This window comes from Luteimonas sp. MC1828, from assembly GCF_016461615.1.
GTDB lineage: Bacteria > Pseudomonadota > Gammaproteobacteria > Xanthomonadales > Xanthomonadaceae > Luteimonas.
Map to the genome: position 1 here is coordinate 617170 of NZ_JAEMNY010000002.1, position 23362 is coordinate 640531.

At 67.0% G+C, this 23362-nt stretch carries 19 protein-coding genes and 2 pseudogenes; 12 read left to right on the forward strand and 9 right to left on the reverse strand.

Going from position 1 to position 23362, the window contains the following annotated elements; all coding sequences use genetic code 11:
* The first annotated feature begins 115 nt into the window (after window positions 1-115).
* The 5 genes from secA to JHB91_RS12750 all read left to right on the forward strand — a co-directional run bounded on the left by secA (window position 116) and on the right by JHB91_RS12750 (window position 6608).
* On the forward strand, window positions 116-2842 hold the full coding sequence (gene secA, locus JHB91_RS12730; protein ID WP_199373423.1) for a preprotein translocase subunit SecA: 2727 nt from the start codon (window positions 116-118) through the stop codon (window positions 2840-2842).
* Window positions 2843-2920: 78 nt separating this feature from the next.
* Window positions 2921-3889 (forward strand): Nudix family hydrolase, encoded by a 969-nt coding sequence (locus JHB91_RS12735; protein WP_199473119.1) that lies wholly within the window; start codon window positions 2921-2923, stop codon window positions 3887-3889.
* Between the two features lie 83 nt (window positions 3890-3972).
* The gene (locus JHB91_RS12740; protein WP_199473120.1) at window positions 3973-4596 is read left to right on the forward strand and encodes a hypothetical protein; all 624 of its coding nucleotides are present in this window, start codon (window positions 3973-3975) and stop codon (window positions 4594-4596) included.
* Window positions 4597-4626: 30 nt separating this feature from the next.
* On the forward strand, window positions 4627-6153 hold the full coding sequence (locus JHB91_RS12745) for a DUF2235 domain-containing protein (protein WP_199473121.1): 1527 nt from the start codon (window positions 4627-4629) through the stop codon (window positions 6151-6153).
* Window positions 6150-6608 (forward strand): hypothetical protein, encoded by a 459-nt coding sequence (locus JHB91_RS12750; RefSeq protein WP_199473122.1) that lies wholly within the window; start codon window positions 6150-6152, stop codon window positions 6606-6608. Before JHB91_RS12745 ends, JHB91_RS12750 begins: the two co-directional genes overlap by 4 nt.
* A 4-nt stretch (window positions 6609-6612) precedes the next feature.
* Here JHB91_RS12750 and coaE read toward each other — a convergent pair whose 3' ends face one another.
* The 8 genes and pseudogenes from coaE to JHB91_RS12790 all read right to left on the reverse strand — a co-directional run bounded on the left by coaE (window position 6613) and on the right by JHB91_RS12790 (window position 15804).
* Entirely contained in the window at window positions 6613-7236 is a 624-nt protein-coding gene (gene coaE / locus JHB91_RS12755; RefSeq protein ID WP_199473123.1) for a dephospho-CoA kinase, read from the reverse strand.
* Window positions 7237-7279: 43 nt separating this feature from the next.
* The gene (locus tag JHB91_RS12760; RefSeq protein WP_199473124.1) at window positions 7280-8140 is read right to left on the reverse strand and encodes an A24 family peptidase; all 861 of its coding nucleotides are present in this window, start codon (window positions 8138-8140) and stop codon (window positions 7280-7282) included.
* Window positions 8141-8147: 7 nt separating this feature from the next.
* The gene (locus JHB91_RS12765; RefSeq protein ID WP_233398738.1) at window positions 8148-9344 is read right to left on the reverse strand and encodes a type II secretion system F family protein; all 1197 of its coding nucleotides are present in this window, start codon (window positions 9342-9344) and stop codon (window positions 8148-8150) included.
* Window positions 9345-9522: 178 nt separating this feature from the next.
* Window positions 9523-11247, reverse strand: coding sequence for a type IV-A pilus assembly ATPase PilB (pilB, locus tag JHB91_RS12770; protein WP_199473126.1), 1725 nt, complete (start codon window positions 11245-11247; stop codon window positions 9523-9525).
* 313 nt (window positions 11248-11560) lie between these two features.
* Window positions 11561-11674 (reverse strand): annotated as a pseudogene (locus JHB91_RS14140) (prepilin-type N-terminal cleavage/methylation domain-containing protein); the annotation flags it as partial.
* Window positions 11675-12220: 546 nt separating this feature from the next.
* A pseudogene (locus JHB91_RS12780) lies at window positions 12221-12313 on the reverse strand (prepilin-type N-terminal cleavage/methylation domain-containing protein); the annotation flags it as partial.
* 433 nt (window positions 12314-12746) lie between these two features.
* Entirely contained in the window at window positions 12747-14147 is a 1401-nt protein-coding gene (locus tag JHB91_RS12785; RefSeq protein ID WP_199373405.1) for a sigma-54 dependent transcriptional regulator, read from the reverse strand.
* 67 nt (window positions 14148-14214) lie between these two features.
* A complete protein-coding gene (locus JHB91_RS12790; RefSeq protein ID WP_199473127.1) occupies window positions 14215-15804 on the reverse strand; it encodes an ATP-binding protein in 1590 nt (529 codons plus the stop codon).
* 174 nt (window positions 15805-15978) lie between these two features.
* Between JHB91_RS12790 and sucC the strand changes: the two genes are divergently transcribed.
* From sucC to JHB91_RS12815, 5 genes are all read left to right on the forward strand, one after another.
* Complete coding sequence (gene sucC, locus JHB91_RS12795) at window positions 15979-17145, forward strand: ADP-forming succinate--CoA ligase subunit beta (RefSeq protein WP_199373403.1); 1167 nt, start codon at window positions 15979-15981, stop codon at window positions 17143-17145.
* A gap of 52 nt (window positions 17146-17197) precedes the next feature.
* A complete protein-coding gene (gene sucD, locus JHB91_RS12800) occupies window positions 17198-18076 on the forward strand; it encodes a succinate--CoA ligase subunit alpha (RefSeq protein ID WP_199373402.1) in 879 nt (292 codons plus the stop codon).
* Window positions 18077-18277: 201 nt separating this feature from the next.
* On the forward strand, window positions 18278-18544 hold the full coding sequence (locus tag JHB91_RS12805) for a type II toxin-antitoxin system CcdA family antitoxin (protein WP_199473128.1): 267 nt from the start codon (window positions 18278-18280) through the stop codon (window positions 18542-18544).
* Complete coding sequence (locus JHB91_RS12810; RefSeq protein ID WP_199373400.1) at window positions 18541-18855, forward strand: CcdB family protein; 315 nt, start codon at window positions 18541-18543, stop codon at window positions 18853-18855. Before JHB91_RS12805 ends, JHB91_RS12810 begins: the two co-directional genes overlap by 4 nt.
* Before the next feature lies 1 nt (window position 18856).
* Entirely contained in the window at window positions 18857-20494 is a 1638-nt protein-coding gene (locus JHB91_RS12815) for an NAD+ synthase (protein ID WP_199473129.1), read from the forward strand.
* 70 nt (window positions 20495-20564) lie between these two features.
* On the opposite strand, the gene JHB91_RS12820 is transcribed toward JHB91_RS12815, so the two are convergent.
* Complete coding sequence (locus tag JHB91_RS12820; protein ID WP_199473130.1) at window positions 20565-21419, reverse strand: outer membrane protein assembly factor BamD; 855 nt, start codon at window positions 21417-21419, stop codon at window positions 20565-20567.
* 91 nt (window positions 21420-21510) lie between these two features.
* Between JHB91_RS12820 and rluD the strand changes: the two genes are divergently transcribed.
* Window positions 21511-22524 carry a 23S rRNA pseudouridine(1911/1915/1917) synthase RluD gene (rluD, locus tag JHB91_RS12825; protein WP_199473131.1) on the forward strand — a complete coding sequence of 338 codons (1014 nt, stop codon included), beginning with the start codon at window positions 21511-21513 and terminating at the stop codon, window positions 22522-22524.
* Window positions 22521-23318, forward strand: coding sequence for a peptidoglycan editing factor PgeF (gene pgeF / locus JHB91_RS12830; protein ID WP_199473132.1), 798 nt, complete (start codon window positions 22521-22523; stop codon window positions 23316-23318). Before rluD ends, pgeF begins: the two co-directional genes overlap by 4 nt.
* Window positions 23319-23362: the final 44 nt, after the last annotated feature.

Sequence of the window (23362 nt, forward strand, 5' to 3'; positions counted from 1 at the left end):
CCACGGTACAATGTCGTCGCCAGCAGAGAAGGGCGCCCCGCGCCCTTTTCCTGTTTCCGGAACCATGACATCCCGGCGTAGTCCCCGGGCCACTCTTCACAGCAACGGTCAATCCATGCTCAATCGCCTGCTTACCAGCGTCTTCGGCAGCCGCAACGAACGCGTCGTCGGACAGTTCAACAAGGTTGTCGCCAAGGTCAATGCGTTCGAAACGCAGATGCAGGCGCTGTCAGACGCCGAGCTGCAGGCCAAGACCCCCGAATTCCGCGAGCGCATCGCCAACGGCGAGTCGCTCGACAAACTGCTGCCGGAAGCGTTCGCCGTCTGCCGCGAGGCCTCGGTCCGCGTGCTGGGCATGCGCCACTACGACGTGCAGCTGGTCGGCGGCATGGTGCTGCACACCGGCAAGATCGCCGAGATGCGCACCGGCGAAGGCAAGACCCTGGTCGGCACGTTGCCCACCTACCTCAACGCGCTCGAGGGCAAGGGCGTGCACGTGGTCACCGTCAACGACTACCTGGCGCGCCGCGACTCCGCATGGATGGGCCGCCTGTACAACTGGCTCGGCCTGTCGGTCGGCGTGGTGTACCCGGGCATGCCGCACGGCGACAAGGCCGCCGCCTACGCCGCCGACATCACCTACGGCACCAACAACGAATTCGGCTTCGACTACCTGCGCGACAACATGGCGTTGTCGCGCGACCAGCGCCACCAGCGCGGCCTGCATTACGCCATCATCGACGAAGTCGACTCCATCCTGATCGACGAGGCGCGCACGCCGCTGATCATCTCCGGCCCGTCCGACGACTCGCCCGAGCTGTACATCAAGGTCAACCGCATCGTCCCCTCGCTCAGCCGCCAGGAGAAAGAGGACAGCGAGGGCGACTACTGGGTGGACGAGAAGGGCAAGCAGGTCCACCTGTCCGAGGCCGGACAGGAACACGCCGAAAACCTGCTGCGCAGCGCCGGCATCCTCGGCGAGGACGATGGCCTGTACGCGCCGCAGAACATCCACGTGGTGCACCACCTCAACGCCGCGCTGCGCGCACACGCCATCTACCAGCGCGACGTGGACTACATCGTCCGCGACGGCGAAGTGGTGATCGTGGACGAGTTCACTGGCCGCACCCTCACCGGGCGCCGCTGGTCCGACGGCCTGCACCAGGCGGTCGAGGCCAAGGAAGGCGTTCCGGTGCAGCGCGAGAACCAGACGCTCGCCAGCATCACCTTCCAGAACCTGTTCCGCATGTACGGCAAGCTCGCCGGCATGACCGGCACCGCCGATACCGAAGCGTTCGAGTTCCAGTCCATCTACAACCTGGAAGTGGTGGTCATCCCCACCAACCGCGAGATGGTGCGCAAGGACCATCCGGATGCGGTGTTCCTCAACCGCGCCGGCAAGTACCGCGCGGTGATCAACGAGCTGAAGGACGCACACGCGCGCCAGCAGCCGGTGCTGGTCGGCACCACCTCGATCGAAGTCTCCGAGATGCTCAGCCAGCAGCTCACCGAGGCCGGCATCCACCACGAAGTGCTCAACGCCAAGCAGCACGAGCGCGAGGCGCAGATCGTCGCCAACGCGGGTGCGCCGGGCGCGGTCACCATCGCCACCAACATGGCCGGCCGCGGTACCGACATCGTGCTCGGCGGTTCGCTGGAAGCCGAGATCGCCGCGCTCGAGGCCGAGCAGGGCGAGATCGACGACGCCACGCGCGCGCGCCTCAAGGCGGCCTGGCAGCAGCGCCACGACGCGGTGAAGGCAGCCGGCGGGCTGCACATCGTCGGCACCGAGCGCCATGAATCGCGCCGCATCGACAACCAGCTGCGCGGCCGCTCCGGGCGCCAGGGCGACCCGGGCTCCAGCCGCTTCTACCTGTCGCTCGAAGACAACCTGATGCGCATCTTCGCCGCCGACTGGGTGCAGAAGGTCATGGCGCGCATGGGCCTGAAGGAAGACGACATCATCGAGTCGCCGCTCGTCTCCAAGCAGATCGCCAACGCGCAGCGCAAGGTCGAGGCCCACAACTTCGACATCCGCAAGAACCTGCTCGACTTCGACGACGTCAACAACGACCAGCGCAAGGTGATCTACGCGCAGCGCGATGAACTGCTCGACGCCGACAGCATCCACGACAACGTCGCCGGCATCCGCGGCGACGTGGTGGGCGAGCTGGTGGACCGCTTCGTGCCGCCGGACTCGATCGACGAGCAGTGGGACCTCGCCGGCCTGCAGGCGGCGCTCGAAGCCGACTTCGGCCAGAACGTGGACCTGGTGCATTGGGCCACCTCGCAGTCCGAACTCGACGCCGAGGGCATCCAGAACCACGTCCAGGACCTGATGGCCAAGGTGTTCAGCGACAAGGAAGCATCGGTCGGTGGCGAGACCATGCGCATGCTCGAGAAGCACATCATGCTCAGCGTGCTCGACGACAACTGGAAGCAGCACCTTGCGCGCATGGATTACCTGCGCCAGGGCATCCACCTGCGCGGCTACGCCCAGAAGCAGCCCAAGCAGGAGTACAAGAAGGAAGCCTTCGAGCTGTTCTCCGAGCTGCTGGACAAGGTCAAGCGCGAAGTCATCACCCTGCTGGCCCGCGTGCGCGTGCGCAGCGAGGAAGAAGTGGCGGCGATGGAAGCGCAGGAGCGCCAGCAGGCCGAGGCCCAGGCGCGCAACCTGCAGTTCCAGCACGCCGATTCCGGCGGCTACGGCGCCGACGAAGAGGCCGCCACTCCCGACTACCAGCTCGACGGTCCGCCCGGCATGCCGAAGGTCGGTCGCAACGAGCCGTGCCCCTGCGGCAGCGGCAAGAAGTTCAAGCACTGCCATGGGCAGATCGCCTGACGGAATGGTCCCGCGGGATCGCCCCCGTCCGCACGCCGGGCACCTTCCCCCGCTGACCCGGGGGAAGAGGGCCGCGGCATGAAGGTGACCGAAGTCGTTGCGGGCGTGTTGAGCGACGCGCGCGGCAGGGTCCTGCTGACGCGGCGCACCGTAAACCGCGACTTTGCCGGTCTGTGGGAATTCCCCGGCGGCAAGCGCGAACCGGGCGAGGGCGCCGACGAAGCGCTGGCCCGCGAACTGCACGAAGAACTCGGCATCACCGCCACCGTTGGCGCGCCGCTGATCACCGTGCCGCAGGCATACCCGGGCAAGCGGCTGCGCCTTGACGTACGCCGCATCGCGCGCTGGCAGGGCGTGCCGCGCGGCCGCGAAGGCCAGGCCCTGGCCTGGGTGCCGCTGCACAAGCTGCACACCTACGCCATGCCGCCCGCGGACATTCCCGTGGTGGCTGCGCTGCACCAGCCCGATCGCTATCTGGTCACCCCGCTGCCTGCGGATGACGGCGACCCCGCACGCGCCGATGCGGCCTGGCTGGCGTCGCTGGACGCCTCGCTGGATGCCGGCATCGCACGCGTGCAGCTGCGCCTGCCCGGACTGGAGCCGGCGCGGGTGCGCACGCTGGCCGGCGCGGCGTTTGATCGATGCAGGCGCACCGGCGCCGAGATGCTGGTCAATGGCGACGCAGAGATGGCGCGCGAACTCGGCGCCGGCCTGCACCTGCGTGCCGCACAGCTCGCCGCGCTCGGCGAACGCCCGGTGCTGGCCGAGGGCGCGGCGCTGGCCGCCTCGTGCCACGACGCGGATGAGCTGCAGCACGCCGCGCGCCTGGCCTGCGACTTTTGCGTGGTCGGCCCGGTGATGGCCACTGCCACGCACCCCGGCCAGGCCGGTATCGGCTGGACAAGGTTTTCCGAGCTGCGCGAAGGCGTGGTGCTTCCGATGTACGCCATCGGCGGCATGGGGGAGGAGGACGTTGCTGTCGCAAGGCGCCATGGGGGCCAGGGCATCGCCGCCATTCGCGGCCTGTGGGCGCACCCACCGCGCTGAAACTGTGACGCGCGGACAAACCCGACTTGACGCCCTCACTGGGCCTGACTAGCTTCGGGCGCAGACCATAAGGATATGGATGCATGCGCAGATGCCACCACCGGCGCGCAGGCCTGGCAGCCTTCCTCGCCACAGTATTGACCGGCGCTACGCTGCTGCAGGGATGCAATGCCGTGGAGCCCGAGTTCGATCCGATGACGCCGCCCCCGGGGCATGGTCCGTTTACCGGCACGGTGGCGGATTGGCCGTTGTGGTTTGCGTGGCATCAGTTTGGCGGCTACTGCTTCGACACACAGCGCTGCGAAATCCGCTATGCGAATGATTGGCATGGCAGCGACCGGCCGCAGGCTTCAGTCGAATCGCATGGTCATCCGTTGGAGAAGATGCTGCGGGCAGGGAATGGGCCGATCCGGAATTTCCCACCGCCGGCAGAAGTCACGTGGGTCTCGCTTGATGGAACATCGCTAACGGCCAGCGTCGACATGGCGGAGATCTTTGCGGATCGCATGGTGCGACACACCGCGAAGCGAGAAGATATTCTCGAGGATAGCTTCATTCCCTATCCGGGCATTATTCTCGTCGTCGACGGCCGCACCATCAATGTTTACATGAGTACATGGATGGCGTTGAAAGAACTGAAAAATCCTGACAATCCACACAGTGACCAATATTCAGGAATGGTGCTCGTCGATTCCAAGACTTACTAGTCGCGACAGATTGCAATCAAGGAGGATTGCATGGCTGATTTCCGATTGACGCCGGACGGCGTGCAGGCTCGGCGGGCAACTGCAGCGGACATGGTCTATTTGCAGTTGGCCGAGGACCGACTAGCGCAGTTGCGGGTCCCGCTTCTCCTGGAAACAGCACCCGACCGCGTATTTGTTGCGGCAATGGATGGCACAGGAAATAGCATCTACAAGGATTCTTCTGAGCAACACACGATTGTTGGACGTCTGAAGAAGGATATCGAAGGCCTGAAGAATTCGGCGATTGCCGTTGGCTACGTCGAAGGCATTGGCACCCAGAGCCACAGTTTGTCCAAGGCCGCCGATGGCATCAGCGGTGGCACATTCCAGCGTCGGGTCGAGCACGTGTACTACCAGTTCTGCGCGCAGGCGGCCAAGTGGATCGACGAGGATCCCAACGTCAGGATTCACCTCGTAGGCATCGGCTTCAGCCGCGGCGCGGAACAGGTTCCCGCGCTGCAGCGGTTGATCCACGATCGGGGCATTCTCAGCACCAAGGGTGCCCAGGTTGTTCTCGATTCCGACGGCCTGCTCAGCAGCATCAAGTACGCCGATCGCCCGCCGCTGGTGGCACCCGGCCGAACAGTGCAGGTCGCGCTGATCCACGACCCGGTCGCCGCCTCCATAAAAGACGAGCCGCGGGCATTCCCGAGCTCGAATGTCAGCGCATTGGGGTTCACCGCCCTGCACGAAGCACGCGGCCTGTTCGATGCCACACGCCACTTGCCCGACGGACTGTCGGAGCGCGGCCGCGTCGCCAACTTCTCCGTGCCCGGCGCGCACGCGGACGTCGGGGGCGGCTACCTGATCGACGGCATTTCGCGGCGCGTCCAGAACATGGACGTGGACTACCTCAACACCATGTTTGGCGCGCCGCTGCTGCAAAAGGTGCCGGTGCCGCTCGACCCGCGCCTGTACGTCATCCACAGCTCTGACCAGCACCAGCTCGGCGTCATCGAAACCGTGCACTACCGGCGCAACGGTGAGCGTCGCATCCACACCGACCTGTCGCCTGCGTGCAAGGTGCTGGTTCCCGATCCCTGCGCCAGGGACCCCGTCGACCACGATCTCGCGGCCACCCTGCAGTGGCGTCATGTGGAGCGCGGACGTACACCGGGCGGCACCGACCCGAAGATGGATGCGGCGCTGACCGCCATCGAACGGATGCATACGCGCGAGGTGACGCTGCTCGACCACGTTGCAGCGCGATCGTCCCTCCCCATGCGGGCGGAAATACTGGTGGCGCGCGACACCGTGGAGGTCATGTTCGACCAGCTTTTCGACGCCGCGCAGCGCCAGGGAGCGGCCAGCATGTCAGCGGTGGCCAAGGCCTATCTCGAGACCCCCATGGGCCAGGTCTTCAAGTCTGGTCTGCGACTCGGCCAAGCCTGGTCGACTACATACCGGAGTGACGAAGACCCCATCCGCCTGCGCGCAGAGGTGGAGCAGGAAGTAGCGCGCCGACCGCCTCACCCGGTCGCGCCAGGGCAGGGTGCGCCGGCGATGCTGCACCCATGACCCGGTTGCCGGCCGATCTCGACCCGCGCGAGTTCGCGCTGCAGCTGGCTGTCGTGGCCGGGCGCCTCGACGAGCGGAGCACGCGCGCGGTCGAACAACTTGAGCGCACCAGCGCCGATTTCCGACGCGAGGTCACGTCCGCTGCCAACACACTCGGGGCAGAGCGCACCCGGGCAGCGGTGGCGCAGGCTGTTGCGGTCGAGTCGCGCATGCGCGTGCTCTGGATCGCATCAGCTGCGCTGCTGATCGGCGCCGTGGTCGCCGTTGCCGGCGCGACGCTGGCCCTGGCTTCAGCCAAGCGCGAGCTGGCTTCGATCAGCCGCGATCAACGGCTTCTCCAGGCGATCAATGCGGCCGATCTCACCCTGTGCGGTGATCGGGTCTGCGCGCGTGTGGAGACAGGGGAGCCGTATGCAGGCGCGGACGGCCCATACCGTACCGTTGCCCGGCGCTGACCAGCTATCCGCGCACCGCAGCACCCCGCGCCAGCTCCAGGTAGCGCCCATGCAGCGCCGTCACCGCGCCGTCCAGCGCCGCGACCGGCCCGTCATTGATGATCACATCGTCGGCAATCGCCAGCCGCTCCTCGCGGCCGGCCTGTGCGCGGATCATCTTCCACGCCAGCGCCCCGTCGATGCCGTCGCGACGCAGTAGCCGCGCCAGCTGCACGTCGACAGGCACGTCGACCACCAGCACGCGGTGCAACCAGGGGTATGCCGCACGGCCGCCTTCTGCGAGCAAGGGGATGGCAGCCATGGCGTAAGGGCCCGGCGCTGCCGCGCAGGCAGCGCGCAACGCGAGGCGCACGCGCGGGTGAATGATGGCTTCCAGGCGATGCCGCGCGGTGGCGTCGTTGAATACCAGGCGGCGCATCGCAGGGCGGTCGAGGTCGCCTTCGGCATCGAGGGCGTCCGTGCCAAACACGGACACGACTTCCGCCAAGCCTTCGGTACCGCGGGCCACAACGTCACGGGATGCCTGGTCGGCGTCGGCGACGGTGATGCCGAGCGCGCGGAAGCGGCGCTCCACTTCGGACTTGCCGGAGGCGATGCCGCCGGTGAGGGCGATGGTGTAGTCGGCCATGCGATGAGTGTGGCAGGCATCTCCCCGTTTTCGGGGAGAGAGGTCAGAACCCGGCGTAGGCCATGTAAGCGCCCATGATCTGCTCGCCCCACATGAAGACGATCCAGCCGGCCAGCGCAAGGAACGGTCCGAAAGGGATCGGGGTGGCACGGTCGCGGCCCTTGATGGCCAGCCAGGCGCCGCCAACAATGGCGCCCACCAGCGATGACATCAGGATGGTCGGCAGCACGCCGGCCAGGCCGCACCAGGCGCCCAGCGCGGCGAGCAGCTTGAAGTCGCCGTGGCCCATGCCTTCCTTGCCGGTGACCTGCTTGAACACCCACCACACCGACCACAGGCTCACGTAGCCTGCAATGGCGCCCAGCAGCGCCGCCTTGGGCGCGACGTACAGGTTCTCCACCGCCGCGATCAGCCCCAGCCACATCAGCGGCAAGGTGAGCGAATCAGGCAGCAGCTGGGTGCGCAGGTCGATGCCCGACAGTGCGATCAGGAAGCAGGTGAGCAGGCAGGCGCCAAAGCCCTGCCAGCCGAAGCCGAAGCGCCACACGCACAGCACCATCAGCAGCATCGTCAGCAGCTCGACCGCCGGGTACTGCGCGGAGATGGGCGCCTTGCATGAGCGGCATTTGCCGCGCAGCGCCAGCCAGCTGAACACCGGGATGTTCTCGAACCAGCTGAGCTGATGGCCGCAGTGCGGGCAGTGCGAGCGCTCCACCACGATCCCCGGTGGCGGCGGGTCGTACATCTCCGGCTCGCCAAGCATCTCGCGGCTGTCGCGCTTCCACTCCCACTCCATGCGCCTGGGCAGGCGCAGGATCACCACGTTGAGGAAGCTGCCGACCAGCAGGCCGAGGCCTGCGATCACCGGATAGCCCAGTTCGGGGTTGTCGCCGAGGAAAGACATGCCTTGCTTACATCACCGTCAGGGCGAGCTTGAAGATCGGCAGGTACATGGCCACCACGATCGAGCCCACCATGCCGCCGATCACCACCATCACGAACGGCTCGATCAAGCTGGAAATCGTATCAACCGCATTGCCCACTTCTTCCTCGTAGAACTCGGCCACCTTGAACAGCATGGTGTCGAGCGCGCCGGCCTCTTCGCCGATGGCGGTCATCTGCACCACCATGTGCGGGAACAGGTTGACCTGCTTCATGGCGACGTTCAGCGGATAGCCCACCGAGACGTCCTCACGCATGGCGTCCACGGCCTTCTGGTACACGGTACTGCCGGTCGCACCGGCCACGCTCTCCATGGCCTCCACCAGCGGCACGCCTGCCGCAAAGGTCACGCCCAGCGTGCGCGAGAAGCGCGCGATAGCGGAGTTGTGCAGCACCTGGCCGATCACCGGGATCTTCAGCAGCATGCGATCCACCCAGTGCTGGAGCGGCAGCGAGCGCCTGTAGAAGAAGAGGAACGTGGCGGCACCGGCAACGGCCACGACCACAATCGCCCACCACCACTTCACCATCATCCCCGAGATTCCGAACACCAGCGCGGTGAACGCGGGAAGCTCGGCGCCGAAGCTGGCAAACTGCTCGCTGAAGATCGGCACCACATAGACCATCAGTACGGCGCAGACGAGGATCGCCACTGCGATGACGGCGGCCGGGTAGAACAGCGCCTTCTTGATCTTGCCCTTGATGGACTCGATGTTTTCCTTGTAGTCGGCCACGGTGGCCAGCACCGTTTCCAGCGCACCCGAGGATTCGCCAGCGCGCACCAGGTTGCGGTACAGCTCGTCGAACTGCACCGGGTGCTTGCACATGGCCTCGTAGATTGACGAGCCGCCCTCGATGTCCATGCGGACGTCGTCGATGAGCTTCTTCATCCGCGGGTTTTTCTGCCCGTTGCCGATGATCTCCAGCGCCATCACGATCGGCACGCCGGACTTCATCATGGTCGCGATCTGGCGGCTGAACACCGCGATGTCGCGGGGGCTGACCGGCTTGCCGGCGGAGCCGAACAACGGCTTGCCCTTGGGCTTCACCTTGCCCGGCTGGATGCCCTGGCGGCGCAGCTCGGCGCGCAGCAGGTTGGCGTTCCTGGCCTGCTGCTCGCCCTTCATTTTCTTGCCGCGCTTGTCTACGCCCTCCCAGACAAACATAGGCAGGGTCACGCCGTCGCGGGTCGGCTTGGCAGCCTGACGCGCAGCGGTCTTGGCGGCGGAACGTGTCACGGCCATATCTAGTCCCCTTGGAGCCCCAGCCAGCGATGGTAGCCGGTTGCGGCCCCATGTGAAGCGCCGGCCTGTGACGTGGGGCCGGTTTCCAGCGTCCGGCCGCTCAGTCGGTGGTGACGCGGCTGATTTCCGCCAAGCTGGTCACGCCCGCCTTCACCTTCAGCAGCGCCGACTGGCGCAGGTCGCGGACGCCCGATTTCTGAGCCGCTGCCGCGATCTGGATGGCATTGCCGCCCTCCAGCACGATGGCCGCGATCTCGTCGGTCATCGGCATGACCTGGTAGATGCCGCTGCGGCCCTTGTAACCGCCAGTGCACTGGTCGCAGCCCACCGCCTCGTAGACGGTGAATCCTTCATGCACGTCGTCCGCGGTGAAGCCCGCGGCTAGCAGGGCGTTGTCGGGCAGTTCCACCGGCTGCTTGCAGCGCTCGCACAGCCGGCGCGCCAGGCGCTGGGCGATCACCAGGGTGACCGAACTGGTGATGTTGTAGGGCGCGATGCCCATGTTCAGCAGGCGGGCGATGGTCTGCGGCGCATCGTTGGTGTGCAGGGTGGAGAGCACCATGTGGCCGGTCTGGGCGGCCTTGATGGCGATCTCCGCGGTCTCCAGGTCGCGGATCTCGCCGACCATGATGATGTCCGGGTCCTGACGCAGGAAGCTGCGTAGCGCGGCGGCGAACGTCATGCCGCGACGTTCGTTCTGCTGCACCTGGTTCACGCCGGTGAGGCGGATCTCCACCGGATCCTCCACCGTGGAGATGTTACGCACCTCGTCGTTGAGGATGCCCAGCGCGGTGTACAGGCTCACCGTCTTGCCCGAGCCGGTGGGGCCGGTGACCAGCACCATGCCGTAGGGTTTGTGGATGGCGTCTTCGAACAGCGCGCGCTGATCCGGCTCGTAGCCCAATTTTTCGATACCCAGCCGGGCCGCGGCCGCGTCCAGGATTCGCAGTACGACCTTTTCGCCGAACAGGGTGGGCAGGGTGCTCACGCGGAAGTCGATCTGCTTGGTCTTGCTGATGTTGAGCTTGATGCGGCCGTCTTGCGGAACCCGCTTCTCGGCGATGTCGAGCTGCGCCATGACCTTCAGGCGCGCGCTGATGCGCGAGTTCAGCTTGACCGGCATCCGGGCGGTCTGCTTGAGGATGCCGTCGATGCGCAGGCGCACGCGATAGTCGTCCTCGTAGGGCTCGAAATGGATGTCGGAAGCCCCGCGCTTGATCGCGTCGATCAGCACCTTGTTGACGAACTTCACGACCGGCGTGTCGTCCTGCTTGCCTTCGACGCCGCTGTCTCGCGCGTCGTCGTCACCTGCCTCGACCTCGAGGTTCTCCAGGCCGTCGCTGTCTTCCAGCGCCTCGGCGAAGCTGTCAGCGGCCTGCAGCCACAGCTCCATGGTCTGGCGGATGGCATCCTCGGCCACCAGGATCGGTTCCACCATCAGGTTGGTGTGGAACTTGATCTCGTCCAGCGCGTGGGTGTTGGTGGGGTCGGCGATGCCCACGTACAGCTTGTTGCCGCGCTTGAACAGCGGCAGCACGCCATGCTTCTGCAGCAGGTCTTCCTTGACCAGCTTCACTGCGCTCTGCGCGCCGTCCATCGTTGCGGGGTCGAAGATCGGCATGCCGAACTCCGCCGAGTTGGCTGCGGCCAACTGTGCGGCCGTGACCAGCTTTTGCTCGCGCAGGTATAGCGCGATCTGCTTGCGTCCAGCGGTGGCCTTGTCCAGCGCGTCGCGGGCGGTTGCCTCATCCAACGCGCCGTCGAGCACCAAGCGCCGTGCAATGCCGGTGATGCCGACAAGGTTGGCGGTCGTGACTGCATTCATGGATAAATCTCGGGGGCGATGGGTTGACTTTAGTCCACGTGGAACTCGGATTGATCACCATCACCCAATATCGATGGTGGCTGGATCATCCATGCGATCACATGAAGCTGCAGTTGCCGGATTCCATGTCGCAACCAACTTGCCGGGTGCCGGGCAGCCGTGGAGTGCCGGTGATGTCAACTCCGATCACGGTGGCATTGTCGGCGGCACTGCAGGCCTGCATTGGCGCGGCCCCCGGAGTGTTGTTGTTGTGCAAGGTGGCGATCGCGAAGTTGGCATAACTCTTCATCTCGGCTTGGCAGGCGGCCTCGGCTGCACGGACCCGGTAGGCGCTATATGCAGGAAGAGCGATGGCAGCAAGGGCGGCGATGATGGCCACTACGATCATGAGTTCGATTAGCGTGAAGCCGCGGGCGGTGCGGAACATGGGGAAACCTCTGTGGAACCCAGGTTGATTGAGATGCAAGGAACGCGCCAACCCCTTGACGCTACCGTTGGCAAGGAAGTTCGTCAGCACGAATTTGTGACTGCGTCCACGCACGCGTCCATCAAGTTTTGAAGTCGCATGTCAAATTCACTTGTTTCTGAGGTCTCCGTGTTTCGAGAACCGGAACTTAGAGCTAAAAAAAAAACAAACCCCGCCGAGGCGGGGCTTGTTCGGGCCGTTACGGTTCTCTGTAGTGCCCCGCACCGCATCTACATGTTACGGGGCCAGCTCGCAGGTGGCGTTGGTCCAATCACACTGCGTGTCGGTGTCGCCCGGATCATTCGGGGTAGCGACCACCGTGAAGGTGCCGGGGGCCCCTTCTACGAGGGCACGCGTGCCGGTAATTTCGGCGTCGCAGGCAGCAGCAGTGTGCTCCGGCAGTTCAGCGTCGGCGAAGCCGCCCTGAACGCCCGCTACAAACGAGTTCACATAAGCCTTGGCTTCTGCCAGGCATGCGTTGTTGGCCGAGCGCACGCGGTACTGGTTATACGCCGGCAACGCGATCGCGGCCAGGATGGCGATGATCGCAACGACGATCATCAGTTCGATCAGGGTAAAGCCCTTCTGCATCTTCTTCATGGTGTATCCCCTAGGAGTGGATTCAACTTCACGTGCCGCGCGTCACCGATGGGTACCGGTCCGTGGCAGCCGTGCGACGTCGCACGTGCCGAGAGAGTGTATGCACAACGCGTGCCAATGCCATCTCAAACGGTGCAGATGAATCGATCTGCAACCGCAATCACGATCAGTACTGTCGCAGGCGGGAATGTTGCGTCGCATAGCGTCACGTTTTGCGCCTGAAAGTGACGCAAATTGTCGGAAGAGGCCGGTCGAGTGTGACGGATCTATCAGAAGCGGAATATCGGCTTCCGGGCTCAGAATCTCGCTGCGCAACTTTCCGGCCGCCGCGCTCTAAGCGAGTGGATGGTCAGATCCTGACGTCGGCCGCGCAGAGCACATGCCTCTGGCCGAATCAACCGGCATCGAGGAACTGCGGGCCACGACCGCGGCCCTAATCGATGCCGAGCTTCTTCAGCTTGTAGCGCAGTGCGCGGAACGTGATCCCCAGCGCCGCCGCTGCCTTGGTCTTGTTGTAGCGGCTCTCGGTCAGCGCCTGCTGGATCGCCGCGCGCTCGATCTCTTCGATATAGGACGGCAGGGCGCTCGACGCGGTCTCGCGGGGGTTGAGCGAGCCGGGTGATGGACCCACCGGCGGCGGTGCCGCCATCGGCGCGCCGCGACCCTGCGAGGCAAACCCGCCACCGCCACCCGTCGGCAAGCGCAGATCCGCCGCCGTGATGTGGTCGCTGTCGGCCAGCGCCATCGCCCGCTCCAGCACGTTCTCCAGCTCCCGTACGTTGCCCGGAAAGGCATACCCCGCCAGCGCCGCCAGCGCATCCGGACCCAGCACCGGCGCAGTGCGATGCATCGCCTGCGCCAGGCGCGCGAAGATCGCATTCGACAGCAGCGGCAGGTCGCCATCACGCTCGCGCAGCGCCGGCACGTGCAGCTCGATCACATTGATCCGGTAATACAGGTCATGCCGGAAGCTGCCGGCATTCACCAGCGCATTGAGGTCCTTGTGCGTCGCCGAAAGGATGCGCACGTCGACATCGATCTCGGTGCTCGCACCCACCGGGCGGATCTTCTTTTCCTGGATGGCGCGCAGCAGCTTGACCTGCATGGACAGCGGCAGCTCGGCCACTTCGTCCAGGAACAGGGTGCCGCCGTCGGCGGTCTGGAACAGGCCGGGCTTGTCGGCGTGGGCGCCGGTGAAGCTGCCCTTCTTGTGGCCGAAGAACTCGCTTTCCATCAGCTCGGTGGGGATGGCGCCGCAGTTGACCGGCACGAACGGCCCGCCGGCGCGCGCGCCCTGGGCGTGGATGGTGCGGGCCACCAGCTCCTTGCCGGTACCGGACTCGCCGCTGATGTGCACCGGCGCCTGGCTGCGCGAAACCTTGGCGATGGTGTCGCGCAGGGCAACCATGGCCGGCGAGGTGCCGAGCAGGCGGCTGGCTTCCTCCGGGCGCGTGGTGCGCTTGGTGTTGAGCTCCAGCGCCTGGCGCACCAGGCCTCTGAGCACGTTGATGTCGACCGGCTTGTTGACGAAGTCGAATGCGCCGGCCTTCAGCGCTTCCACGGCGGCTTCGACGTTGCCGTAGGCGGTGATCACCGCCACCGGGGTGTTGGGGAAGCGGGTGGAGATGTCGCTCACCAGTTCCAGCCCGGAGCCGTCGGGCAGGCGCATGTCGGTCAGGCAGAGGTCGTAGCTGGCGACGGCCAGCATTTCGCGTGCGACCGCCAGGTTGGCGGCGGTGTCGGTGCGCAGGCCCATGCGGCCGAGGGTGAGCACCAGCAGCTCGCGGATGTCGTGTTCGTCATCGACGATAAGGGCGCTACGGGCTTCACTCATGATGGTCATGGGCGTGTCAGGCGAAAGGTGACCAATTTTGGCACCTTTTTGCAGACTGTGACGAGTGTCAAAGGTTTGAAGATGAGGCAAGCATCGCATTCCTGCCTCGCAACACCATCCGGAAGCAGGCTCCGCCGCCCGGAACGGCCACGTAATCCAGCGTGGCCTCGTTGGCGCGGCACAGCTCGTGGGCGATGTAGAGACCCAGGCCGGTGCCGTGCTCGGAGGTCGTGAAGAACGGGCGGAACAGCTGCGCGGTGACGGCATCGGGGATGCCGGGGCCGCGGTCGCTGACCTGGATCACCGGCAGGCCGTCCTGCGTGTCGACGTGGAGTGTGATGCGCGCGGGTTCGCCGGGCTGGTGGCCATGGCGCACGGCGTTGTTGACCAGCGCTGTCAGTACCTGGTGCAGGTGGCGCGGGTCGATCATGGCGGGGAGCCGCGCCAGGCTGCCGGCGGCCTTGACGCTGCCGTTCTCCTCCGGGGTGGTCTCGCGGTAGTCCTCGACGAAATTGCGCACCAGCCCGACCAGGTCGACGTGCTCGGGCTGGGCGCGTTCGCGGCGGGCCAGGCTGAGCACACTTTCGACGATGCCATTGGTGCGCATGCACTGCTGGTGGACGATCTGCAGCAGGCGGCGGTCGCTGTCGCCGATGTCGCGCGATTCCTCGAGCAGCTGCGTGGCGTAGCTGATCGCGGCCAGCGGGTTGCGGATCTCGTGCGCAAGGCTCGCCGAGAAGCGGCCCATCGCGGCCAGGGTCAGGGTCTCGGCGCGGCGTGCCACCAGCGAGGTGTCGTCGAGGAAGATCAGGGTGGTGTCGTCGGTGGCCAGCAGGCGCGCGAAGCGCGGCAGGATGTCGTGGCCGTCGTCGCCGATCTTCAGCGGGGTGTCATCGCTCTCGCCGCTGCGCCGCCATTCGGCCACGCGCATGGCCAGCGCCGGGGAGATCTGCGGCAGCGTGCGCAGCTGGCCGTCGGCGCCGCTGGCGGTGTTGCCCAGCAGCACCATGGCCGCCTCGTTGGACATGCGGATGTGTCCGGAACCGTCGACCATCATCACGCCCACCCGCATGCGGCGGATGATCAGTTCGTTGATCTCGGCCAGGTTCGCCGCTTCGGCGCCGCGCTGCTGGGCGATGGTGCGGCTTTCGCGCGTCTGCAGGCCCAGGAAGTTGGTCAGCGTGGCCATGGCGAAGTAGCTGACGGCGAACATCAGCACCTCGGCCAGCGGGCGGTCGCGCACCATGCTGCCGCTCGCCACGACCACCATGAACTGCGCCACCAGCGCGCCGGAGGCCAGGGCGGCGGCCACCAGGCCGAGGCGCAGCGGCAGCAGCAGCGAGGCCGCGCCGACGTTGAAGAGCAGCATCATCGCGATGCCTGGCCCGGCGCTGGGCATGGCGTGCGTGGCCAGCGTGGCGGCGCCGACGTCGCAGACGATGCCCACCAGCAGGTGCGGCAGCATCGGGTAGTTCTCGCGCTGCGAGAACAGCAGCAGCACCAGCGACATCAGCACGTAGGCCACGGCCACGGTGGCGGCGAGCGCCGGGTCGCGGGCCTCGCCGAACAGCGCGCCGGCCGGGCTGAACACCATGGCCGCCAGCAGCGTGGCCTCGAGCACCCGGTAGAGGGCAAGCAGGTAGAGCTCGCGGCGCATGGCGCGATCGGCGGTTGGGCTTGGCAAGGACCGTGGCTCCCCCCTGGGTGTCCACGCACTATATAGGTGCCGGACGCCGTGTCCGCCGAGGCGGGGGGAGGAGTTTTTGGCGTGGGGCGGCCGGATCGGCGAGAATGGCGGGCGCTGTCCCATCCTCCCACCACGGATCCCCACATGAACTTCCACGAGTACCAGGCGAAGCAGTTGTTTGCCGATTACGGCATTGCAGTCCCGGCCGGGCGCGTTGCGCATACCGCCGAGGAGGCCGTTGACGCGGCCAAGGCCATCGGCGGCGACTTCTGGGTGGTCAAGGCCCAGATCCACGCGGGCGGCCGCGGCAAGGCCGGTGGCGTGAAGCTCGCCAAGACGCTCGAGCAGGTCAAGGAGTACGCCACGGCGATGCTCGGCACCAGGATGGAGACCTACCAGACGGCCGGCATCAAGCTGCCGATCGACGCGGTGCTGGTCACCCAGGCCACCGATATCGCCAAGGAGCTCTACCTCTCCGTGCTGGTGGACCGCAGCACGCAGTCGGTGACCTTCATCGCCTCCAGCGAAGGCGGCGTGGACATCGAGCAGGTGGCGGCGGAAACGCCGGAGAAGATCCAGTCGCTCAACGTGAACTTCGTGCAGGGCCTGCAGCCCTACCAGTGCCGCGACATGGGCTTCGGCCTGGGCCTGACCGCCAAGCAGGTCAACCAGCTCACCAAGATCATGATGGGGCTCTACAAGCTGTTCAACGAGAAGGACCTGGCGCTGGTGGAGCTCAATCCGCTCGCCATCCTCACCGACGGCAACCTCGCGGTGCTCGACGGCAAGGTCGACTCCGACGACAACGCCGGCTTCCGCCACCCCGAGCTGGTCGCCATGCGCGACATCCGCCAGGAAGACGAGACCGAGGTCAAGGCCAGCCAGCACGACCTCAACTACGTGACCATGGACGGCAACATCGGCTGCATGGTCAACGGCGCGGGCCTGGCCATGGCCACCATGGACGTGATCCAGCTCGAAGGCGGCTCGCCGGCCAACTTCCTGGACGTGGGCGGCGGCGCCACCAAGGCGCGCGTGACCGAGGCGTTCAAGCTGATCCTGTCGTCGGATGACGTGAAGGCGATCTTCGTCAACATCTTCGGCGGCATCGTGCGCTGCGACATGATTGCCGAGGGCATCATCGCCGCGGTCAAGGAAGTGGACGTCAAGGTGCCGGTGATCGTGCGCCTGGAAGGCACCAACGTGGAGGAAGGCAAGGCGCTGCTGAAGTCGAGCGGCCTGGCCATCACCCCGGCCGACGACATCAACGACGGCGCCCGCAAGGCCGTCCAAGCCGCCAAGGCCGCCTGACCGCGCAGCGCGCGGCAGCCCCCACTTCCTACTTTTCCAGGATCCAATTCGAATGAGCGTTCTGATCAACAAGGACACCAAGGTCATCGTGCAGGGCTTCACCGGCACGCAGGGCACCTTCCACGCCGAGCAGATGCTCGACTACGGCACCAAGGTCGTCGGCGGCGTGACCCCCGGCAAGGGCGGCACGGAGCACCTGGGCCTGCCGGTGTTCAACACCGTGGCCGATGCCGTGGGCGAGACCGGCGCCAATGCGTCGGTGATCTACGTGCCGCCACCGTTCGCGGCCGACGCGATCCTCGAAGCCGCCGATGCCGGCATCAAGGTGATCGTGTGCATCACCGAGGGCATCCCGGTGCTCGACATGCTGCGCGTCAAGAAGACCCTGGTCGGTACCTATCCGGACACCGTGCTGGTGGGCCCGAACTGCCCCGGCGTGATCACTCCGGGCGAGTGCAAGATCGGCATCATGCCGGGCCACATCCACATGCCGGGCAAGATCGCGATCGTGTCGCGCTCGGGCACGCTGACCTATGAAGCGGTCAAGCAGACCACCGACGCCGGCCTCGGCCAGTCCACGGTGATCGGCATCGGCGGCGACCCGATCAACGGCCTGAACTTCATCGACTGCCTGAAGCTGTTCCAGGACGATGCGCAGACCGAGGGCATCATCATGGTCGGCGAGATCGGCGGTTCGGCCGAGGAAGAAGCGGCCGAGTTCATCGCCGAGTACGTGACCAAGCCGGTGGTCGGCTTCATCGCCGGCGCGAGCGCCCCGAAGGGCAAGCGCATGGGCCACGCCGGTGCGATCGCATCGGGCGGTTCGGGCACGGCGGAAGGCAAGTTCGCGGCGATGGAGAAGGCCGGCGTGACCACGGTGAAGTCGCCGGGTGACCTCGGTGCCGCCATCGCCAAGCGCCTGGCTGGCTGAGTTTTTCTGCCAGCTTCGCGTTGAAGAGAACCCCGCATTCGTGCGGGGTTTTTTCTTTGTGCTGTCGGGTGCCGGGTACCAAGGCCCTTGAGGACTCATGTCCCCCGACGATGGCCTCCCGGCCACGCACCCGGGCCCCAGCTGATTGACTGCACAAGTCATCTATGCGCATCATCCATGCGCATACTTTGGAGAGCAGCAATGCGCATTCGTGACGACTACGCCGGCTTTGGCAAGCGCGCCACCAATGTCAGCATCAACCTGGGGCTGCTGGAGGCCGCCAAGGCCCTGGACATCAACCTGTCCGCCACGCTGGAGCGCGCGCTGGAGGCCGAGGTGCGGGCACGCAAGCGCGAGAAATGGCTGGATGAGAACCGCGCGGCGATCGAGGCCTACAACCTCCGCATCGAGCGCGACGGCATGTTGAGCGAGCACGTGCGCGCATTCACGGCCAGGGCGGGCGAATGAGCCAGTTCGTCGCGTATGCCAATGCCGATCCGGTCTCGGAGAAGTTGATTCCGTACTTTCTCGACGTACAGAGCAACCTGATAGAGACCATCGGCTCGCGCGTGGTCGTGCCGCTGGTGACGGTCGAGCGCGCCGGTGGCGTTATGGAGCGACTGATGCCCAGCCTGCTGGTGGGCGATCGACACATGGTGATGGATACGCCGCAGGTCATGGGCGTCCCCATGCGAATGCTGGGCAAGCAGGCGGCCGACCTGTCACACGAGCGTGATGCCATCCTCGCCGCCATCGACATGCTGACGCATGGAATCTGACATGACCCCAACGCTCCGCATCGCACTCGCCCAGTTCGACTTCCCTGTGGGTGATGTCGAAGGCAACGCGACCCGCATCGCGGCGATGATCGCCGAGGCGCGCGACGAGTACGGCGCCGACATCGTGCTGTTCCCCGAACTCGCCATCAGCGGCTATCCGCCCGAAGACCTGCTGCTGCGGCCGTCGTTCCTTGCAGACTGCGAGCGCGCGCTGCAGCGGGTGGCCGCGGCCGCGACCGGCATCGTGGCCGTCGTCGGCTGGCCGGAGTCGGCCGGCAGCATCCTCTACAACGCGGCGAGCGTGCTGCGCGACGGCCGCGTCGAGCGCACCTACCGCAAGCGCGAACTGCCCAACTACAACGTGTTCGACGAGCGCCGCTATTTCCACGTCGATCCGGATGGCGGGTCGTGCGTGTTCGACGTTCGGGGCGTGCCGGTGGGCCTGCTGGTCTGCGAGGACCTGTGGTTTCCCGAGCCGATTGCCGACACCGTGGCGCAGGGTGCGCAGCTGGTGCTCGTGCCCAACGCGTCGCCTTTCGAGCGCGGCAAGCACGCGCAGCGCGATGCCATGCTGGCCGCGCTCACGCGCGACAACGGCGCGGCCATCGCCTACCTCAACGTGGTGGGCGGCCAGGACGCGCTGGTGTTCGATGGCGCCTCGGTGGTGGCCGACGGCGACGGCACGGTGCATCCGGCCGCGGCCGCGTTCACCGACCAGTGGCTGGTGGTGGACTACGACGCCGCGAGTCGCGCGTTCACGCCCATCACGTGGATGGACGATGGCGACGAGAGCATGGACGCGCTGGCCTGGCGCGCCGTGGTGCGCGGCATCCGTGACTACTTCGCCAAGAACGGGTTCACGCGCGCATGGCTGGGGCTGTCGGGCGGGATCGACTCGTCGATCGTGCTGGCGATGGCGGTGGATGCGCTGGGTGCCGGCAACGTCACCGCCGTGCGCATGCCGTCGCGCTACACCGCCAACCTCAGCAACGACCTGGCCGACGAGCAGTGCCGCGCGCTGGGCGTGGAGCTGATGACGGTGCCGATCGAGGCACCGTTCGAAGGCTACCTGTCGGTGCTGCGCGAGGCCTTTGCCGGGCGCGAGGTGGATACCGCCGAGGAGAACCTGCAGTCGCGTGCGCGCGGCGCGATCCTGATGGCGCTGTCCAACAAGCTGGATGGCCTGGTGCTGACCACCGGCAACAAGAGCGAGTACGCGGTGGGCTACGCCACCATCTACGGCGACATGTGCGGCGGCTACGCGCCCATCAAGGATCTCTACAAGACCGAGGTCTACGGCCTGTCGAAGTGGCGCAACACGGTGGGTGGCGCGCCGGTCATCCCGCCCGCGGTGATCGCGCGCGCGCCATCGGCGGAGCTGCGCGACAACCAGCTCGACCAGGATTCACTGCCACCCTACGACGTGCTGGACGCCATCCTGCGCCGGTTCGTCGACCAGGAGCAGTCGCGCGAGGAGATCACCGCCGCCGGGTTCGACGTGGCGGTGGTGGACCGCGTGGTGAAGCTGGTGCGCACCAGCGAGTGGAAGCGCCAGCAGTCGGCGCCGGGGCCGAAGATCTCGCGCCGCGCCTTCGGGCGCGAACGCCGCTACCCGATCAGCAACAAGTACACGCACTAGGCGAACAGCGGGCGGTGCGGATCCGGGGGACATGAGCCGCGAAGGCCTCACGGCCACCGCGGCCGCGCCATCAATCCAGCGCTGATTTTTCCGACGCGAACGGGTTGAGCTTGCGGATGGTCCAGGGGTAGTTGGGCCACTTGCCGGTCAGGTATGGATGCGCCGGCTCGTTGAGCTCCAGCACGCGCCGGGCGTCGGCGGCCAGGGTGGTGTTGCCCAGCTCGGTGTACGCGGCGACCAGCACGGCGACGGCATCGTTCTGGTATTCGCTCTGCGGGTAGGTTTCCAGCAGGTAGGTGGCGCGCTCGCTGGCGGCCACCCAGGCCTCGCGGCGCATGTAATACAGCGCCGTCTCGATCTCGTGGCGCGCGAACAGGTTGCGCAGCGCCACCATGCGCAGGCGCGCGTCGGCGGCGTAGCGGCTGTTGGGGTAGCGGTCGGCGACGATGGACAGGTCGTTGAAGCCCTGCGTCGGCGTGGCCAGGTCGCGACGGCTGGCATCGAGCGACCAGACGCGCTGCAGGAAGACGGTGTCGCGGTTGGAGTTCACCAGGCCGCGCAGGTAGTACATGTACGCCACGTTGCGGTGCGTGGGGTAGGTGCGGATGAAGCGGTCGATGGACGAGATCGCTTCCTCGTTGTTGCCCATCTTGTAGTGCGCGTAGGCGGTTTCCATCATCGCCTGTTCGGTGTGCGTGCCATAGGGGTATTGCGCCACCAGGCGCCTGAAGGTGTTGGCGGCGGCGCTCCAGTTGCCGCGGCGCATCATCCCGTGGCCCTTGTCATAGAGGGTCTCGACCGCGACGCCCTCGTTGGCATCTTCATCCTTGAACATGCCCTTCATGCGGGCACATCCGGAGGTGGTGAGCACCGCCAGCAGCACGAGCAGCAGGGCGCGGCGGAACAGGGTCGGGCGAGCGGTCATGGGCATCTGGGGCAGCTGGGGCGTGAACCGGGGATAATAGCAGCCAGTCCCGGCCTGCCGCCGGGCGCGCCTGAACCCGAGCCCCTCCCCCATGTCCGACCACGAATCCGCTGCCGGTGCCGCCGACGGCACCCCCGAAGCCCCGCTGACCGCGCGTGTTCCCGATGCGCTGTCCGGACGCCGCTTCGACGCGGTGCTGGCCGAGCTGTTCCCCGAATTCTCGCGCTCCAAACTGACCACCTGGATCAAGTCCGGCGACGTGCTGCTCGATGGCGCAGTCGTGCGTCCGCGCGACCCGGTGCGCGGTGGCGAGGAAGTGGTGCTGGCCGCCACGTTCGACACCCAGGTGCGCGCCGAGCCCGAGGACATCCCGCTTTCCGTGCTGTACGAGGACGCCGACGTGCTGGTGGTCGACAAGCCCGCGGGCCTGGTCGTCCACCCCGGCGCCGGCAATCCCACCGGCACCATGGTCAACGCGTTGCTGTTCCGCGATCCGGCGCTGGCGCTGGTGCCGCGCGCGGGCATCGTGCACCGCTTGGACAAGGACACCTCGGGCGTCATGGTGATCGCACGCACCGTGCAGGCGCAGACCGCGCTGGTGGCGCAGCTGTCGGCGCGCGAGGTGCACCGCCAGTACCTGGCCGTGGTGGTCGGGGCGCTGGTGTCGGGCGGCACGGTGAACGCCGCGATCGACCGCCACCCGCGCGACCGCATCCGCATGGCGGTGCGCGAGGACGGCCGCGAGGCGACCACGCACTACCGCCTGCAGGAGCGCTTCCGCGCGCACACCGCGCTGGAGTGCCGCCTGGAAACCGGGCGCACGCACCAGATCCGCGTGCACATGATGCACATGAAGCACCCGATCCTCGGCGACCCGATGTATGGCGGCCCGCTCAAGCTCCCGCGCGGCGCGACCGACGAACTGGTCACGGCGCTGCGCGGGTTCCGCCGCCAGGCGCTGCATGCGCAGGTGCTGGAATTCGTGCACCCGACGACGGGCGAGTCCATCCGCTGCGAGGCGCCGCTGCCCGCCGACATGCAGGGGCTGCTGCGCGCGCTGCGCGACGACAGCCGCGCCCACGCGCACGCCCAGCCGCGGCGATGAGCGCCGCGCCGTGGCTGGATGCGGACTGGCCCGCGCCGCCCGGCGTGCGCGCGCTGGTGACACTGCGCCACGGCGCAGGCGCGTCGGAGGCGCCGTTCGACAGCTTCAACCTCGGCAATGCGCGCGCTGACGCCGGCGACGATCCGGCCACGGTGTCGGCCAATCGCGCCAGGCTGGTCGCGCTCATGGACCTGCCCTCGGCGCCGCGCTGGCTGCGCCAGGTGCATGGCACGGGCGTGCTGCGCGTGGACGCGGCCTTGCCACCGGGCGACGCGACCGCGGAGCGCGCGCGCATGGCCGCCGAACCGGAAGCCGATGCCGCGGTGACCGGACGCGTGGGCACCGTGCTCGCCATCCTCACCGCCGACTGCCTGCCCGTGGTGCTGGCCGCGCGCAATGGCGGCGAGGTGGGCGCGGCGCATGCCGGCTGGCGCGGCCTGGCGGCGGGCGTGCTGGAGCGCACGGTCGCTGCGATGCGCACGGCACCGGGTGATCTTGTCGCGTGGCTGGGTCCCGCCGCAGGGCCGCAGGCGTATGAAGTGGGTGCCGAGGTCCGCGAGGCCTTCGTGGCCACCGACGCCGACGCGGATGCGGCGTTCGCCGCCACCCGGCCCGGCCACTGGCGCGTTGACCTTTACGCCCTCGCACGCCGCCGGCTGCAGGCCGCCGGGCTTGCCGCGCGCGACATCCACGGCGGCGGCCTGTGCACGATCAGCGAGCCGGCGCGCTTCTATTCGCATCGTCGAGACGCGCGCACGGGGCGCATGGCGACGCTGGCGTGGCTGGAACGCTGAGACCCGGCCGCGTTCCCGCGCCGCACGGGGGCGCCAGCGCCGAG